This is a genomic window from Arenimonas sp. GDDSR-1 (assembly GCF_025980345.1).
GTDB lineage: Bacteria > Pseudomonadota > Gammaproteobacteria > Xanthomonadales > Xanthomonadaceae > Arenimonas.
Map to the genome: position 1 here is coordinate 1 of NZ_JAPDUI010000074.1, position 15,094 is coordinate 15,094.

The 15,094-nt window shown below is 61.4% G+C and carries 17 protein-coding genes, 1 other RNA gene and 2 pseudogenes; 12 read left to right on the top strand and 8 right to left on the bottom strand.

Annotated features, from left to right (window positions below):
• Positions 1-721, top strand: a 721-nt coding sequence (locus tag Q0W88_RS09675; RefSeq protein ID WP_297802896.1) for an endonuclease NucS domain-containing protein, incomplete at its 5' end; no start/stop codon positions are given.
• On the opposite strand, the pseudogene Q0W88_RS09680 reads toward Q0W88_RS09675, so the two are convergent.
• Positions 702-1,963 (bottom strand): annotated as a pseudogene (locus Q0W88_RS09680) (aminopeptidase P N-terminal domain-containing protein). The gene Q0W88_RS09675 and the pseudogene Q0W88_RS09680 overlap by 20 nt on opposite strands.
• Entirely contained in the window at positions 1,963-2,520 is a 558-nt protein-coding gene (locus tag Q0W88_RS09685; RefSeq protein WP_297802899.1) for a UPF0149 family protein, read from the bottom strand. Before Q0W88_RS09685 ends, Q0W88_RS09680 begins: the two are co-directional and overlap by 1 nt.
• 194 nt (positions 2,521-2,714) lie before the next feature.
• Here Q0W88_RS09685 and Q0W88_RS09690 point away from each other — a divergent pair, with 194 nt between their 5' ends.
• The 8 genes from Q0W88_RS09690 (at position 2,715) to bla (ending at position 8,217) form a co-directional block, all read left to right on the top strand.
• Positions 2,715-4,892, top strand: a complete 2,178-nt coding sequence (locus Q0W88_RS09690; RefSeq protein ID WP_297802902.1) for an EAL domain-containing protein — start codon at positions 2,715-2,717, stop codon at positions 4,890-4,892.
• A gap of 31 nt (positions 4,893-4,923) precedes the next feature.
• Positions 4,924-5,154 carry a TIGR02449 family protein gene (locus tag Q0W88_RS09695; protein ID WP_297802905.1) on the top strand — a complete coding sequence of 77 codons (231 nt, stop codon included), beginning with the start codon at positions 4,924-4,926 and terminating at the stop codon, positions 5,152-5,154.
• Complete coding sequence (locus Q0W88_RS09700; protein ID WP_297802908.1) at positions 5,144-5,443, top strand: cell division protein ZapA; 300 nt, start codon at positions 5,144-5,146, stop codon at positions 5,441-5,443. The genes Q0W88_RS09695 and Q0W88_RS09700 overlap by 11 nt, the downstream gene beginning before the upstream one ends.
• A 35-nt stretch (positions 5,444-5,478) precedes the next feature.
• A non-coding RNA gene (ssrS, locus tag Q0W88_RS09705) (6S RNA) lies at positions 5,479-5,664 on the top strand.
• Between the two features lie 18 nt (positions 5,665-5,682).
• Positions 5,683-6,264, top strand: a complete 582-nt coding sequence (locus Q0W88_RS09710; protein WP_297802911.1) for a 5-formyltetrahydrofolate cyclo-ligase — start codon at positions 5,683-5,685, stop codon at positions 6,262-6,264.
• Positions 6,264-6,728: an EVE domain-containing protein gene (locus Q0W88_RS09715; protein ID WP_297802914.1), complete on the top strand. Its 465-nt coding sequence runs from the start codon at positions 6,264-6,266 to the stop codon at positions 6,726-6,728. The genes Q0W88_RS09710 and Q0W88_RS09715 overlap by 1 nt, the downstream gene beginning before the upstream one ends.
• Positions 6,725-7,369 (top strand): ribose-5-phosphate isomerase RpiA, encoded by a 645-nt coding sequence (gene rpiA, locus Q0W88_RS09720; RefSeq protein ID WP_297802917.1) that lies wholly within the window; start codon positions 6,725-6,727, stop codon positions 7,367-7,369. The genes Q0W88_RS09715 and rpiA overlap by 4 nt, the downstream gene beginning before the upstream one ends.
• Positions 7,366-8,217: a subclass B3 metallo-beta-lactamase gene (gene bla / locus Q0W88_RS09725; RefSeq protein ID WP_297802920.1), complete on the top strand. Its 852-nt coding sequence runs from the start codon at positions 7,366-7,368 to the stop codon at positions 8,215-8,217. Before rpiA ends, bla begins: the two co-directional genes overlap by 4 nt.
• 54 nt (positions 8,218-8,271) lie before the next feature.
• Here bla and rpsI read toward each other — a convergent pair whose 3' ends face one another.
• Both rpsI and rplM read right to left on the bottom strand, forming a co-directional pair.
• Positions 8,272-8,565 carry a 30S ribosomal protein S9 gene (rpsI, locus tag Q0W88_RS09730; protein WP_297802923.1) on the bottom strand — a complete coding sequence of 98 codons (294 nt, stop codon included), beginning with the start codon at positions 8,563-8,565 and terminating at the stop codon, positions 8,272-8,274.
• 21 nt (positions 8,566-8,586) lie between these two features.
• On the bottom strand, positions 8,587-9,012 hold the full coding sequence (gene rplM / locus Q0W88_RS09735) for a 50S ribosomal protein L13 (protein ID WP_297802943.1): 426 nt from the start codon (positions 9,010-9,012) through the stop codon (positions 8,587-8,589).
• Between the two features lie 107 nt (positions 9,013-9,119).
• On the opposite strand from rplM, the gene Q0W88_RS09740 reads away from it, so the two are divergent.
• Together Q0W88_RS09740 and coq7 are read left to right on the top strand one after the other, a co-directional pair.
• Positions 9,120-10,211 (top strand): (Fe-S)-binding protein, encoded by a 1,092-nt coding sequence (locus Q0W88_RS09740; protein ID WP_297802925.1) that lies wholly within the window; start codon positions 9,120-9,122, stop codon positions 10,209-10,211.
• Positions 10,208-10,870 (top strand): 2-polyprenyl-3-methyl-6-methoxy-1,4-benzoquinone monooxygenase, encoded by a 663-nt coding sequence (gene coq7, locus Q0W88_RS09745; protein WP_297802929.1) that lies wholly within the window; start codon positions 10,208-10,210, stop codon positions 10,868-10,870. The genes Q0W88_RS09740 and coq7 overlap by 4 nt, the downstream gene beginning before the upstream one ends.
• A 51-nt stretch (positions 10,871-10,921) precedes the next feature.
• Here the strand turns inward: coq7 and speD are convergent, their stop codons facing one another.
• Complete coding sequence (gene speD / locus Q0W88_RS09750; protein ID WP_297802932.1) at positions 10,922-11,716, bottom strand: adenosylmethionine decarboxylase; 795 nt, start codon at positions 11,714-11,716, stop codon at positions 10,922-10,924.
• Between the two features lie 154 nt (positions 11,717-11,870).
• Between speD and crp the strand changes: the two genes are divergently transcribed.
• Positions 11,871-12,563 carry a cAMP-activated global transcriptional regulator CRP gene (gene crp, locus Q0W88_RS09755; RefSeq protein WP_297802935.1) on the top strand — a complete coding sequence of 231 codons (693 nt, stop codon included), beginning with the start codon at positions 11,871-11,873 and terminating at the stop codon, positions 12,561-12,563.
• Here the strand turns inward: crp and trpC are convergent.
• From trpC to Q0W88_RS09770, 3 genes and pseudogenes are all read right to left on the bottom strand, one after another.
• Positions 12,560-13,348, bottom strand: coding sequence for an indole-3-glycerol phosphate synthase TrpC (gene trpC / locus Q0W88_RS09760; protein WP_297802938.1), 789 nt, complete (start codon positions 13,346-13,348; stop codon positions 12,560-12,562). The two genes, crp and trpC, sit on opposite strands and share 4 nt — an antisense overlap.
• Positions 13,348-14,376, bottom strand: coding sequence for an anthranilate phosphoribosyltransferase (gene trpD, locus Q0W88_RS09765; protein WP_297802940.1), 1,029 nt, complete (start codon positions 14,374-14,376; stop codon positions 13,348-13,350). Before trpD ends, trpC begins: the two co-directional genes overlap by 1 nt.
• Positions 14,373-14,970: pseudogene (locus Q0W88_RS09770) on the bottom strand (aminodeoxychorismate/anthranilate synthase component II). Before Q0W88_RS09770 ends, trpD begins: the two are co-directional and overlap by 4 nt.
• Positions 14,971-15,094 lie beyond the last annotated feature (124 nt).

A 15,094-nucleotide genomic window follows, 5' to 3' on the forward strand; every position in this document is an offset into this window, starting at 1 on the left:
CCTTCCATCAGGGCGGCTCGACATATTGCTTACAGATAACGCTGACTCTATTCAAGTAGTTGAATTAAAAAAAGGTTCTGCAAATATTTCGGCGCTCGAACAAGTGGCTCGCTATAAGCTGGACCTTGAAAATTCATTCCCCAAAAAAAATGTGCTGGCATCCATTCTCGCAAATTCAATCCCAGAATCTGTTCGTAGAAAAGCAAATCAAATGGGCATTACATGCATTGAGCTACCAATGCAGCAAATAGACCAGATTCGACAGGAATTCGATATAGATGATTCCATTCTGATTGGAAAGCGAAAGATTCAGGGAATATTGTATGGAGGTCAAACAAGAAGATTACAGGCTGGCAGTGTTTTAAATGCCGATGCTTATCTAGCTATGCCCGAATGCATACGTAAATATTTGGCGGCCTTAGAAGAAGCTGAGAATTTTCGTATTTACTCACTGAAAATGCAAACTGTTATCTTGTATCGAGAAATAAAAGTTGGCGGAATTAATCGAATACACAGAGGCGGCTGCGCCTACATTGCCAGTGGTGTAATTAACTCTGTACAGATTGCCAATTCACTTGAAGCTTTAGGTTTTAAGGAAATGCATGATGGCAGGAGCCACTACTGGTATGAGACGGGCTGGAATAATTGCGATGAAATCAAGAATGCAATTTCTTTAGTTTCAGGCAATATTGAAGAAATTTTTAATAAATTGAAGAATTAAGTACTGATTCAATCGCATCCGGCGCTTTCGGCACGCCTTCGGTCAGGTTCTCCGGACCGGATTTGGTCATCAGGATGTCGTCTTCGATGCGGATGCCGATGCCCTGGTATTTGGCCGGCACGCCCGGCGTTCCCGGCGCGATGTACAGGCCCGGTTCGACGGTGAACCGTGCACGTCCAGTCCGATCCAATGCCCGGTCTTGTGCATGTAGAATTTTTTGTAGGCTTCGCTGTCGATGTTTTTCTTGAGCGTGCCTTTCAGCAGACCGAGTGACAGCAGGCCGTCGGTCAGCACCTCGACAGCGGTCGCATGGATGGTGTCGTACGGCACGCCGACGCGAGCCTTGCGGATGCATTCGGTCTGCGCCGCCAGCACCACCGCGTACAGCGCGCGCTGGGCGGCGCTGAAGGTTCCGGACACCGGCCAGGTGCGGGTGATGTCGGAGGCGTACAGCGCGTATTCGGCGCCGGCATCGCACAGCAGCAAATCGTTTTTTCTGACCGGCGCATTGTTGGCGCGGTAATGGAGCACGCAGGCATTCGGACCGCTACCGACGATCGGCTCGTAGGCGGCTACGGCATTGTTGCGCCGGTACACCTGCTGCAAGGCCGCTTCCACTTCGTATTCGAAGCGGGCACTGCGGCTGGCCCGCATTGCGGCGATCTGCGCCTCGACCGCGATATCGGCGCTTCTGCGCATCAAGGCGATTTCACCGGCGCTTTTGAACAGCCGCAGTTCGTCGAGCAGATGGCCAAGCTCGAGGAACTCGTGCGGCGGCTCGGCGCCCAGGCGCTTCTGCGCACGCACCCGGTTCAACCAGCCCATCAGCGCCAGATCGAAATCGGCATCACGGCCGTAGTGGTAATACACCCGCGAACGGCCTTCGAGCAGGCCGGGCAGGATGTCGTCCAGATCGGCGATCGGATAGGCATCATCCAGTTTGAGGGCATCGACCGCGCCCTCCGGACCCAGGCGCGGGCCGTCCCAGGCTTCTTTTTCGGCATCGCGTTCGCGGCAGAACAGCAGGCACTCGCCCTGCCGGCGGCCGGGCACCAGCACCAGCACCGCTTCGGGTTCGTTGCAGCCGGTCAGGTACCAGAAATCGGAATCCTGGCGGAACGGATAGGCGGTGTCCTTGCTGCGCAGGCGCTCCTTGGCGGCCGGAATGATCAGGATGGCGCCGTCATCGGCCAGGGCCATCAGCCGGCGGCGGCGTTTGACGAACTCCGGAACGGTAATCATCAATTGAGCCGTTGACGCGCCCGGCGGTTCACCACCCGCTCGTTGTACAGCAGCACGGCCGCCACGCGGATGTATTCGCAGACCTCGATGAGCGCCTCTTCATCGGCGTCGGAGTCCTCGTAATTGAGGTCGGACGCGGCGATCTTGGCCAGATCCTGCAGGGCTTCGTCGGCTTCGTCCGACAGCGGCTGGGTCGGTGTGGGCACCACGCCGAAACCGCCGAGAAAGCCCTGGCACCAGTCGACCATGGCCGGGCCGCGTTCGGACACCGGCTTGTCATCGTCCGGCAGCAGCAGATCGAATTCGAAATCCATGACATCGCCGGCCAGCTGTTCGCTGACCGCATCGAAGAACGCGGCGAGCACCGAATCGGCTTCGGCCTGGCCGTCCAGCTCGGCATCGGTCAAGGCGTAGGCGAGCCAGTTGCGCGGTGTCAGTTCCGCGCCGGCGCACAGGCAACCGGACAGGGCACCGTGCAATTCCGCCGCGGAAATCGGTATGCGCAGATCACCGAGCGCGGATTGGATGGCATCGTAATCGGGCATGGCAGTGGTCATCCGAGCGCTCCTTTTTGCGCCTAGTGTAGCAAACGACAGGGCGTCGGAACGGGCTTGTCGAATCGGGAAAAGGCTCCTAAACTGGACGCGGCAGTTAAAATTAGAAACCCAGCGGGAATCATGGATAGAGAGACCTCGAAAGCGGCCGGTAACGGGTGTGACGCATATTCCGCCAATGCGGAACGGGAGCACTGATGGGCCTGCTGCTGGTCAGTCTCGGATTCACCCTCGTGCTGCTGGTCTTCGCCTGGCTGGTGAAACGCCGCGCCACGGCCCTGCAGGAGCAGATCGACAGCCAGCGCCGTGATCTCGGTCTGGCCCTGCGCGGCACCGGCGAAGCCATCTGGATCTGGCATCTGGATACCCAGGAAATCACCCAGGTCGGCTTCGAACCGCTGGTGGAAGGCGAATTCCCGAAACGCATCAATGCCATCGAATTCATCCAGGTGTTCATCCATCCGGAAGACGCGCCCGACTTCCAGCAGGCCATCGACGAACATCTGCGCGGCGACACCTCGGCCTTCGATGTCAGCTACCGCCTGCGCCATTACCGCAAGGGCTGGATCTGGATCAACAGCCGCGGACGCGTGGTCGAACACGGCCCGCACCGGCAGCCGCTGCGCATCGCCGGCGCCAGCAAGGACATCAGCCACAGCCGGGACTCGGAAAGCGAAAGCCGGATCGCGCTCGAGGTCGTGCGCAGCATGGCCGAAGCGGTGGCCGTGGTCGATCTGCACTTCCAGTTCGTTTCGGTCAATCCGGCATTCTCGAAAATCACCGGCTACGGCCGCGAGGAAATCATCGGCAAGGGCCGCCGGCTGCTGAACTCCGACCAGCATGACCCGGAATTCTACGACGCCGTGCAGCAGCAACTGCAGGACACCGGACACTGGTCGGGCGAACTCTGGCAGAAGCGCAAGGACGAAGGCGAATTCCTGTCGCAGGTCGACGTCTCGGAAGTGCTCGACAGCCGCGGACAACGCAGCCATTTCGTGGCGGTGGTCACCGACATCACCGACCGCAAACGCATCGAACAGGAACTGATCCAGCTCGCCAAATACGATGCGCTGACCGGCCTGCCCAGCCGCGGTCTGCTGATCGAGCGCCTGAGCAAGGCCATCATCAAGGCGCGCCGCAGCCAGGGCCGGGTCGCGGTGCTGTTCCTCGACCTCGACAACTTCAAGAACATCAACGATTCGCTCGGCCACACCGCCGGCGACCGCCTGCTGGTGGTGGTGGCGCAGCGTCTTCTGGCGGCCACGCGCGATCTGGGCATGGTGGCGCGGCTGTCCGGCGACGAGTTCGTCATTCTGGTGGAGTCGCCGGAAAGCGACCGGCAGATCGGCGACGTGGCATCGCGGGTGCTGGCGCAGTTCAACAATCCGATCCTGCTCAGCGAGAACCATGCCGCCAACCTGACCGGATCGATCGGCGTCAGCGTATTCCCCGATCATGCGCAGACGCCGTCCGATCTGCTGAAGTTCGCCGACATCGCCATGTACCAGGCCAAGACCGAAGGCCGCAATACCGTGCAGTACTTCAGCGAGGAAATGGACGCCAAATCGCGGCACCGCGCGCAGCTGCTCGGCGCGCTCAAGATGGCGCTGCTGCGCGATGAATTCCAGCTGCACTTCCAGCCGCGCATGAGTCTGGAAACCGGCAACATCACCAGCGTGGAAGCACTGCTGCGCTGGAACAGCGCGGACATGGGCAGCATCGGCCCCGACGTGTTCATTCCGCTGGCCGAGGAATCCGGCCAGATCATCGAAATCGGCGAGTGGGTGCTGAAGGAGGCCATCAGCACGCTGTCGCGCTGGCACGGTTTCGGCCTCAATCACCTGAGCATGTCCATCAATGTCTCGGCGCTGCAGCTGCTGCGCTCGAAACTGGCGGGCCAGATCAGCATCCTGATCGAGAAATACGCCATCCCCGAATACTGCATCGAGCTGGAGATCACCGAGTCGATGGTGCTCAGCCAGAACAGCCAGCCGCTGTCGAACCTGTGGGCGCTGAAGGATCTCGGCGTGACCCTGTCGCTGGACGATTTCGGCACCGGTTATTCCTCGCTGTCCTATCTGAAGCAGCTGCCGATCGACACCCTGAAGATCGACAAGAGCTTCATCCGCGAAATAGGACCGAACGCCAACGACAACACCCTGGTGGAAACCATCATCGCGCTCGGCCATTCGCTCGGCATGGTGATGATCGCCGAGGGCGTCGAGAGCGAGGAACACCTGCAGATGCTCAAGCAGTTCGGCTGCGACGAGATCCAGGGCTACTGGCTGTCGCGGCCGCTGCCGGCCGAACAATGCCTTGCTTTCATCCAGGAACACGAGAAGCGGCGCCGGACCCTTTCGACCCCTGCGGCTTGACGAAGGCCGCAATGCCCTCTAGGGTATGGTCATGAGTTTATTTCCCGATCACGCTCGGCAAATCCAGGATTTGGCACAACGCCTCGACCGGCTGCTTGAGGCAACCGCGCGCCTGAGCGCCGAAAACACCGGGCTGAAACAGCAGCTCGAGCTGCTGACCGGCGAACGCAATGCCCTGCAGGGCAAGAACGAACTGGTCCGTACCCGGGTTGAAAGCATGCTCGGCCGTCTCAACGACATGGAGCGCAGCGATGACCCCTAATATCGTGACCATCAAGGTGCTGGACCGTGATTACAGCGTCGGCTGTCCGCCGGATCAGGCCGAAAGCCTGCAGGCCGCCGCCAAACTTCTGGATGCCCAGATGCGGGAAATCCAGGGCGGCAACAAAACCGTCAGTCTGGAGCGCGTGGCCGTGCTGGCGGCGCTCAATATCGCACACGATCTGCAGATCCTGAAAGACGGGCGCGCCAAGTCCGATGCCGTCATCGGCCGCAACCTCGGCGACATGAACCGCAAGCTCGACGATCTGTTCGACAGCCTGCCGCGCTGACCTCGCCGTCACGCCTTCGCGCTATAATGGCGGTGCGTCCTCTGCCGTGTTCGACAGCGTGCTCAACATTAGCCCTTGACCCATAAACACGACCCGGGAGTCGCTCGAACCGTCGGTGTGCATGTCCGCCTGAGTTGCGGAAAGCCTGAAGACGGCAAGGCGACACCCACTTGATCCTAGGGATCAAGGTCGTTGGCAGGCATCGGCATGGTGGAGGACTCCTTATTCCGGGACCGGGCATGCGCCAAGCACTGCGACAGCATCTCAAAGCCGAACGTCTGCGCATTGCGCCGACCGCGCGCATGGCCGCAGCCGAGGCGGTCGCCGTCACCGTTCTCGAACACCTGCCCGCTTCCGGCGGCTATCTGGCCGGCTACTGGGCGACCGGCGGCGAGCTTCCCCTGCACGTTTTGCAAATGCGCCTGCCGGCGAACTGGATCTGGTGTCTGCCGGTGGTCCTGCCGGATAAGCAACTCGGCTTCGCGCCCTGGCGTGGCGGCGATCCGCTCGGCAGCAACCGTTACGGCATTCCCGAGCCGATGCTGTCGGCCGATGCCTGCCTGGAACCGGAAGAGATGCACGCCGTGATCCTGCCGGTTCTGGGCTTCACCGCCGACGGTCTCCGTCTGGGCATGGGCGGCGGCTACTATGACCGCAGCTTTGCCTTCCGCAAACAGGCCACGGCCCCGCCGCTGCTGATCGGCGCCGCCTATACCGCACAGGAAATCGACAGCCTCGATGCCCAAGACTGGGACGTGCGCATGGACGCCGTCGCCACCGAGCGCGGCTGGATCGACTGCATTCCCGAGGAAACCCCGTAATGCGTTATTGGCTGATGAAATCCGAACCCGATGCCTTCTCCATCGACGATCTGGCCAAGGTCGGGCAGGAACCCTGGAGCGGCGTGCGCAATTACCAGGCGCGCAACTTCATGTGGAAGGACATGCGCGTCGGCGACGGCGTATTTTTCTATCATTCCAATGCCAAGGTGCCCGGCATCGTCGGTCTGGCCAAAGTGGCCAGCACGGCCTATCCGGATCCGACCCAGTTCGATCCGGACTCGGACTACTTCGACCCCAAAGCCACGCCGGACAATCCGCGCTGGTATCTGGTCGATGTCGCCTTCGAACGGCGTCTCAAGCGCGAGCTGAGTCTGGAAGAACTGAAAACACATACGCTGGCGCTCGGCGATTTCGCCCTGCTCAACCGCGGCAACCGGCTGTCCATCGTGCCGGTCAGCAAAGCGCAATGGCAGACCATTCTCAAACTGGAAAAAATCAAATGACTCCCGAACAAGGCAAACAGGCTTCGGCCGAACGCGCGCTCGACTACGTACAGGACGGCAGCATCGTCGGTGTCGGCACCGGCTCCACGGTGGCTTATTTCATCCAGGGCCTCGGCCGCATCAAGCATCGCATCGAAGGTGCGGTCTCGAGCTCGGAGCAGAGCACGAAGCAACTGCAGGATCTCGGCATTCCGGTGCTCGATCTGAACGCATCCGGCCCGCTCGGCCTTTATGTCGACGGGGCCGACGAATGCGATCCGCATAACCGCCTGATCAAAGGTGGCGGCGCGGCGCTGACCCGCGAGAAAATCATCGCGGCGGCCAGCACGCAGTTCATCTGCATCGTGGACCCCTCGAAACTGGTCCCGGTGCTGGGCCGCTTTCCGGTGCCGGTGGAAGTGATTCCGATGGCGCGCTCGCATGTCGCCCGCGAAATCGTCAAACTCGGCGGCCAGCCGATCTGGCGCGAAGGCGTGGTGACCGACAACGGCAATTGGATCCTCGATGTTCACGGCTGGTCGATCACCGATCCGGTGAAACTGGAAAGCGATCTGAACGCCATCGTCGGTGTGGTCTGCAACGGCCTGTTCGCGGCGCGCGGCGCCGATCTGGTCATCGCCGGCGGCGAAATCCGGGCATGATCGGCGCCTTGCTGATGCTGGCTTTATCGCCGGCGGCGGCTTCGGATGAAAAACCGATCCATTGCGGCAATTGCGCGGGCTGGAATGCACCGCATGCACCGTTTAAACTGCATGGCAACAGTTACTACGTCGGCACCGAGGGCCTGAGCGCGGTATTGATCACCACGCCGAAAGGGCATTTCCTGATTGACGGCGGCCTGCCGCAGTCGGCGAAAGCGATTGCGGCCAACGTCAACGCACTTGGCTTCGATATCAAGGACGTAAAGTGGCTGCTCAGTTCGCATGCGCACTTCGACCATGCCGGCGGGCTGGCCGCACTGCAGCGGATGAGCGGCGCCCCGGTGCTGGCAGCCGCGAAATCCGCGGAAGCACTTCGCAGTGGGCGTGCGTCGCCGGAAGATCCGCAATACGCGCCCGACAACACCATGCCGTTTCCCGTCATCGGGAATGTACAATCGGTCAAAGACCGTCAACAAATCACTTTGGCCGATGTGCATGTCACTGCGCACGACACGCCCGGACATGCGCCCGGCGGCAACAGTTGGAGCTGGCACAGTTGTGATTCCGGCCATTGCCTGACAATTGTCTATGCCGACAGCCTGACTGCGGTGAGCGAACCGGATTACCGGTTCAGTGATCATCCGGATTATCTCACCGCATTCCGGCAAAGCATCGACAAGATCCGTGTGCTCGACTGCGACATTCTGGTTTCCGCCCACCCGGAATTTTCGAATCTGTTCGAACGCACCAAAACCCACTCGCTGATCGATGCAACGAATTGCCGGAAATACGCGGATGCTGCGGAAGAGCGTCTGGACAGACGCCTGAAACAAGAGCGCAGCAAATGATCTGACAAAAAAACCCGCCTTCCGGCGGGTTTTTCGTTTGATGCGTGAAACCGATTAACGTTTCGAGAACTGGGTTGCGCGACGTGCTTTGCGCAGACCGACTTTCTTACGTTCCACTTCACGGGCATCGCGGGTCATCAGGCCGGCTTTGCGCAGATCGGATTTCAGGGTGTCGTTGTATTCCACCAGAGCGCGGGCGATGCCCAGGCGGATGGCGCCGGCCTGGCCGGTGATACCGCCGCCTTCGCCGCGACCGTTGATTACGATGTTGCCCGAACCCTTGCGCAGGAACACGCGGGCGGTGGAGGATTTGCGGCGACCGGTGCCGTAGTTTTGCTGAACAGCCATGATGATTTACCTGTAGGTCTTTCAGATGTCCAGCGCTTGCGGCTGCTGGGCGGTGTGGGGATGCTCGGAGCCTTTGTAGACTTTCAGCTTCTTGAACATGGCGCGGCCGAGCGGGTTCTTCGGCAGCATGCCCTTGACCGCGGTTTCAATCACGCGTTCCGGGTGGGCGGCCAGAGCCTGCGACAGGTTTTCCGACTTCATGTTGCCGATGTAACCGGTGAAACGGTAGTACATCTTGTCCTGAAGCTTCTTGCCGGTGACGGCGATCTTCTCGGCGTTGATCACGACGATGTAATCACCGGTGTCCACGTGCGGGGTGTACACAGGCTTGTGCTTGCCGCGAAGGCGACGGGCGAGTTCCGAGGACAAACGACCGAGAGTCTTGCCGCTGGCATCTACGATGTACCAGTCTTGCTGAACGGTTTCGGGTTTGGCGCTGACGGTCATGGCTTTCATGACGGGCTCCAACAAAATCAAGTGAATAAGAAGCGGAATGATAACCCGAATTCCGGCCCTGCGCAAGCCCTTGTGCGTCCCGTGTTAGGATTTGAGCCATGCTTCCCCCCCAGAAAACCCCGTCCCGCGCCGATCTGGCCCGACAGTGCGTGAAATGCGGCCTTTGCCTGCCGCATTGCCCGACCTACGCCTTGGCGGGCATGGAAGCCGAGTCCCCCCGCGGGCGCATTGCGCTGATGGCCGACTTGGCCGAAAACCCCGGCCAAACAGGCGTTTTCAGGCACTTGGACGCCTGTCTGGGCTGCCGGCGCTGCGAGACGGCCTGCCCGGCCGATGTGGCCTATGAGCCCCTGCTGGTGCAGACCCGGGCCCTGCATCCGCCGACACTGACCTGGCGTGAAAAAGCCGTGCTGTGGCTGCTGGCGCATAAATCGCTGCTGAACGGCGCACTGGGCTTCTATCGGGCAGTCCATCCCCTGCTTTCGCCGTCATGGCGTCCCCTGCCCCGTCCGGCGCCAACGGCCGCCGAGCCGGCTTCGACAGCCCGCGAGAACGCTGTCTTCATCGGATGCGTGGCCGACATCTACGAACACAATGCACGCCATGCTTTCCTGCAGCTGTTGCGGGCCACAGGCGATGACGCGGCGTTTCCGGCCGCGCAGGGCTGTTGCGGCCAGGCCGCCCGTCATGCCGGACAGTCCGGACGCGCCGCCGCACTGGCTGCCGCCAACCACGCCGCGTTCTCCGGCTTTGCACGCGTGCTGGTTCTGGCCAGCGGATGCCGCAGTGCTTTGGAAGACAGTGCCGGGGTTCCGGTCGTGGATGCCCTGGCGTATCTGGCCGGGCGTGCGGAAAAACTGCAATTCCGTTCCGCCGAAGGCCGGCATGTGACCCTGCACACCCCCTGCACGGCGTCTTTCCACGGCTCAGGCAAGGTCGTACACGCGCTCCTGTCCCGCATTCCGGACCTGCACATTACCGTCTTGCCCGATACCGGGTGTTGTGGCGGGGCCGGGCTGCATCCCCTCAGCAACCCGGCCCGCGCCCAGGCCCTGAAGACACCGGTGCTTGCCGCCGTTCCGGGCGATGCGGATCTGCTGCTGTCGTCCAATATCGGATGCCGACTGCATCTGGCCGGCACGCTCCCGGTACAGCACCCGCTCGAATTCATGGCACACTATCTGGCATGACTTTCCAACGCCACACCTCCCCGCTCGACCGCATTCTGGGTGAATTTCAGCACGCCCTGAACACCACCGCCGGCGTGGTCACCCGCTCGGCCGATGGCCCGGCGCCGCGTGCCAACCCGGCCGCAGATACCCACGATCTGGAGATGTCGCCGGCGCAGATCCGGCACAGCGCCGGACTGATGCGCATCAACCACACGGGCGAGGTCTGTGCCCAGGCCCTGTATCTGGGCCAGGCGCGGGTCGCCGAAAGCGCGCAGACGCGGGCGCAGCTGCTGCATGCCGCCGATGAAGAAGCCGATCATCTGGCCTGGTGCGATGCCCGCCTGAAAGAACTCGACAGCCGGCCCAGCCTGCTCAATCCGCTCTGGTATCTGGGCAGCTATGCGATCGGTCTGGGTGCCGGCCTGAAGGGCGACGGCTGGAATCTGGGCTTCGTGTCCGAAACCGAACGGCAGGTGGAAGCGCATTTGGCCGAGCATCTGGACACCCTGCCGGCGGAAGACCTGCGAAGCCGGGCCATTCTGGCGGTGATGAAGGACGATGAAATCCGCCATGCCGAACACGCGGAAAACCATGGCGCGCGCAAACTGCCGCAACCCATCCCCGGGCTGATGGCGCTGTCTTCGCGGCTGATGAAGGCCGTCGCCTACCGGTTCTGAAAACAAAAACCCCCGCCATTGCGGGGGTTTCAGTTCAAGCGATGGCCGGACTCAATCGGCCAGATTGCGGCCGTGATACAGCTCTTCGATTTCGCGGCGGACCTGCGCTTCGATGCGCTGGCGCTCCTTGAAGCTCAGGCTCTTGGCCTTGCCTTCGAACAGGTAGGTGTCGAGATCGAATTCCTTGACGTGCATCTTGGTGTGGAACAGGTTCTCCTGGTACACGTTGACGTCCATCATCTCGTAATGCGCCTTGATGTCCTTGGTCAGGAAATCCTGGATGGAGTTGATCTTGTGGTCGATGTAGTGCTTCTTGCCCTTGATGTCGCGGGTGAAGCCGCGCACGCGGTAGTCGGTGACCACGATGTCGGAATCGAAGCTCTCGATCAGGTAGTTCAGCGCCTTCAACGGCGAAATCACGCCACAGGTCGCCACGTCGATATCGGCACGGAAGGTGGCGATGCCGTTATGCGGGTGGGTTTCCGGATAGGTGTGCACGGTGATGTGCGACTTGTCCAGATGCGCGACCACGGCATCCGAAATCAGCTCGCGGCCGGCCGCCTTCTTGTCGATGACCGGTTCTTCGGAAATCAGGATGGTCACCGAGGCGCCCTGCGGGTCGTAATCCTGGCGCGCCACGTTGAGGATGTTTGCGCCGATGATGTTGGCCACTTCAGTCAGGATCTGGGTCAGACGCTCGGCGTTGTAGACCTCATCGATATACTCGATATACCGCTGACGCTGGTCTTCCGACGCGGCGTAGCAGATGTCGTAGATATTGAAACTCAAGGATTTCGTCAGATTGTTGAATCCTTGAAGGCGCAACCGGGGCAGTGGCTTGACCAACGCAGTATTCCTTGGATATGAGTGGCGGTGAGGCGCAATTATCGGATATCTGCCCCCAAATGCAAGCATTTTCTCCCCGAAAAGCGCGTGGCACTTGAGCTGAACGGCACTCCGGGGGTATTCTGATGCCAGTAATCCGCATTTCTGGCACCCCATGACCGAGCTCAACATCACCCCCTCCGCAGCCCCTTTTGAACCGGTTAAGACCGAATTGGCGATGGATGATGTTGCCCTCAAGGCGTTCCTGAGCCACACCCACAAGCACCGCTTCCCGGCGAAAACCGATGTTTTCCGTCCCGGCGATCCGGCCAGCACCCTGTTTTATGTGATCAGCGGATCACTGACCATCAATACCGAAGAGCCGGACGGCCGCGAGCTGGTGCTGGGTTATGTCAATCCGGGGGAATTCATCGGTGAAATGGGCCTGTTCTTCAAAGTCCACCGCCGGGAAGTCGTGCTGCGCACCAAAGGCCCCTGCGAACTGGCCGAAATCGGCTATGAGCCGCTGCGCCAGCTGTTCACCGGCCAGCTTTCGCTGGAAGGTCCGAAAATCATGTTCGCCATCGGCGCGCAGATTTCCAAGCGCCTGCTGGAAACCAGCCGCAAAGCCAGCCGCCTGGCCCATCTGGATGTGGCCAACCGCATTCTGCGCACCTTGCATGATCTTAGCCGTGAACCGGATGCGATCCGGCATCCCGACGGCATGCAGCTCAAGGTATCGCGTCAGGAACTGGCTCGTATTACCGGGTGTTCGCGTGAAATGGCCGGACGTGTGCTGAAACAGCTGCAGCAGAAGAATCTGCTGACCGCCCGCGGAAAGACCATCGTCCTGTTCGGCAGCCGCTAGGCGAACAGACTCCGCAGCTCCGTGCCCGGATCGGCGGCACGCATCATCGCTTCGCCGACGAGGAACACATCCACGCCCTGGCTGCGCATGCGCGCCACATCGTCACGATTCAGGATGCCGCTCTCGGTCACCACCATGCGGTCGGCCGGTACGGCGTCTTTGAGCGTCAGCGTGGTCTGCAGATCCACCTCGAAGGTACGCAGATTGCGGTTGTTGATGCCGACCAGCGGAGAATCCGCGCGAAGCGCACGCGCCATTTCATCGGCATCATGCACTTCCAGCAACGCATCCATCTGCAGCATCCGGGCCAGCTGCGCATAGCTCTGCAGCTGCGCATCGGACAAGGCCGCCACGATCAGCAGCACGCAATCGGCACCGAGCGCGCGCGCCTCATAGATCTGGTATTCATCGACGATGAAATCCTTGCGCAGCACCGGCAGCAGGCAGGCCTCGCGGGCCTGCTGCAGGTAGATATCGCTGCCCTGGAAGAAATCGACATCGGTCAGCACCGACAGACAGGCTGCACCGGCAACGGCATAGCTGCGGGCGATGGCCTCGGGATCGAACTGCGCGCGGATGACGCCCTTGCTCGGACTGGCTTTCTTGATTTCGGCGATGACCGCCGGCAAGCCGGCATCCCGTTTGGCCTGAAGCGCACGGGTGAAGCCACGGGTCTCCGGCAGATCGTTGCAGCGTGCAATCAGCTGCGCCTGCGAGGCGTATCTGCGTCGAAGCGCGACTTCTTCATGCTTGCGGGCCAGAATGCGCTGCAGGATATCGGCCATCAGTGCCCGCCCAGCGACCGGGTGGCATCGATGAACTGACGCATTTTGGCGGACGCGGCGCCGGAATGCATCACCGCGCGGGCCTTCTCGATGCCATCGGCAATGCTCTTGGCCTGGCCGGACACATACAGGGCCGCGCCGGCGTTCAGCGTCACGATGTCATGCGCGACACCGGCTTCGGCCGCGAAAGCGGCTTCCAGCATGGTTTTGGATTCGACCGCATTTTCCACGCGCAGATTGCGCGTGGAGGCCATGGCCAGCCCGAAATCCTCCGGATGGATTTCGTACTCGCGGATCTGGCCGCCGCGCAGCTCGCCGACCAGGGTCGCCGCGCCCAAGGAGATTTCATCGAGCCCGTCGCGGCCGTAGACCACCAGTGCGCGTTCGGCACCGAGGCGCTGCAGCACGCGAATCTGGATGCCGACCAGATCGGGATGGAACACACCCATCAGCACGTTCGGCGCATTCGCCGGATTGGTCAGCGGACCGAGGATGTTGAAGATGGTGCGTACGCCCATCTCGCGGCGCACCGCGGCCACATGCTTCATGGCCGGATGGTGGTTGGGCGCGAACATGAAGCCGATGCCGGTACGGTTCAGGCACTGGCCGACTTGCTCCGGGGTCAGTTCGATATCGGCGCCGAGCGCCTCAAGTACATCGGCGCTGCCGGATTTGGAGGACACGCTGCGGTTGCCATGCTTGGCGATCTGCGCGCCGGCCGCGGCAGCCACGAACATCGAGGCCGTGGAAATGTTGAAGGTGTGCGCGCCATCGCCTCCGGTGCCGACGATGTCGACCAGGCCGACGCCGGGCGGGGTCGGCACCTTGACCGCGAACTCGCGCATGACCTGGGCCGCGCCGGTGATCTCGCCGATGGTTTCCTTCTTGACGCGCAGACCGGTCAGGATGGCGGCGGTCATCACGTCGGAGACTTCACCGCGCATGACCAGGCGCATCAAGGCCACCATCTCGTCGTGGAAGATTTCGCGGTGATCGATAATGCGTTGCAGGGCTTCTTGCGGATTCATGCGCGCGTCTCCGGGGCATGCTGCTGCAGGAAGTTGCGCAGCATGGCGTGGCCGTGTTGGGTCAGGATGGATTCGGGGTGGAACTGCACGCCTTCGACCGGCAGGCTCCGGTGGCGCAGGCCCATGATCTCGTCGAAGCTGCCGTCCGGGTTTTCGGTCCAGGCGGTGACTTCCAGGCAATCCGGCAGGGTCGCGTGTTCCACCACCAGCGAGTGGTAACGGGTGGCTTCGAACGGCGATGGCAGGCCGGCGAAGACACCCTGACCTTTGTGGTGGATCATCGAGGTCTTGCCGTGCATGATGGTTTTGGCACGGATCACGTTGCCGCCGAAGGCCTGGCCGATGCTCTGATGGCCCAGAGACGCCGAAAATCGGAAACCGGCCGGCCATCTGTTCAAGCACCTTCAGACAGATGCCGGCCTCGTTCGGCGTGCAGGGGCCGGGCGAAAGCACGATGTACTCCGGCGCCAGCGCCGCGGCCTGATCGACGGTCAGCGCATCGTTGCGGACGACATCAACCACCTGACCCAACTCGGCGAAATAATGCACCAGGTTGTAGGTGAAGCTGTCGTAATTGTCGATCATCAAAAGCATGGCGGGGCGTTCCTGTTCCAGCCCCGTATTATCGCATGCTGGGGTGATGATGCCGTATTCAATACACCGCCAGACTGCGGATATCGGGAGACACGGCCTGGAGCCGGCTTCGCCCGCCCAGAAA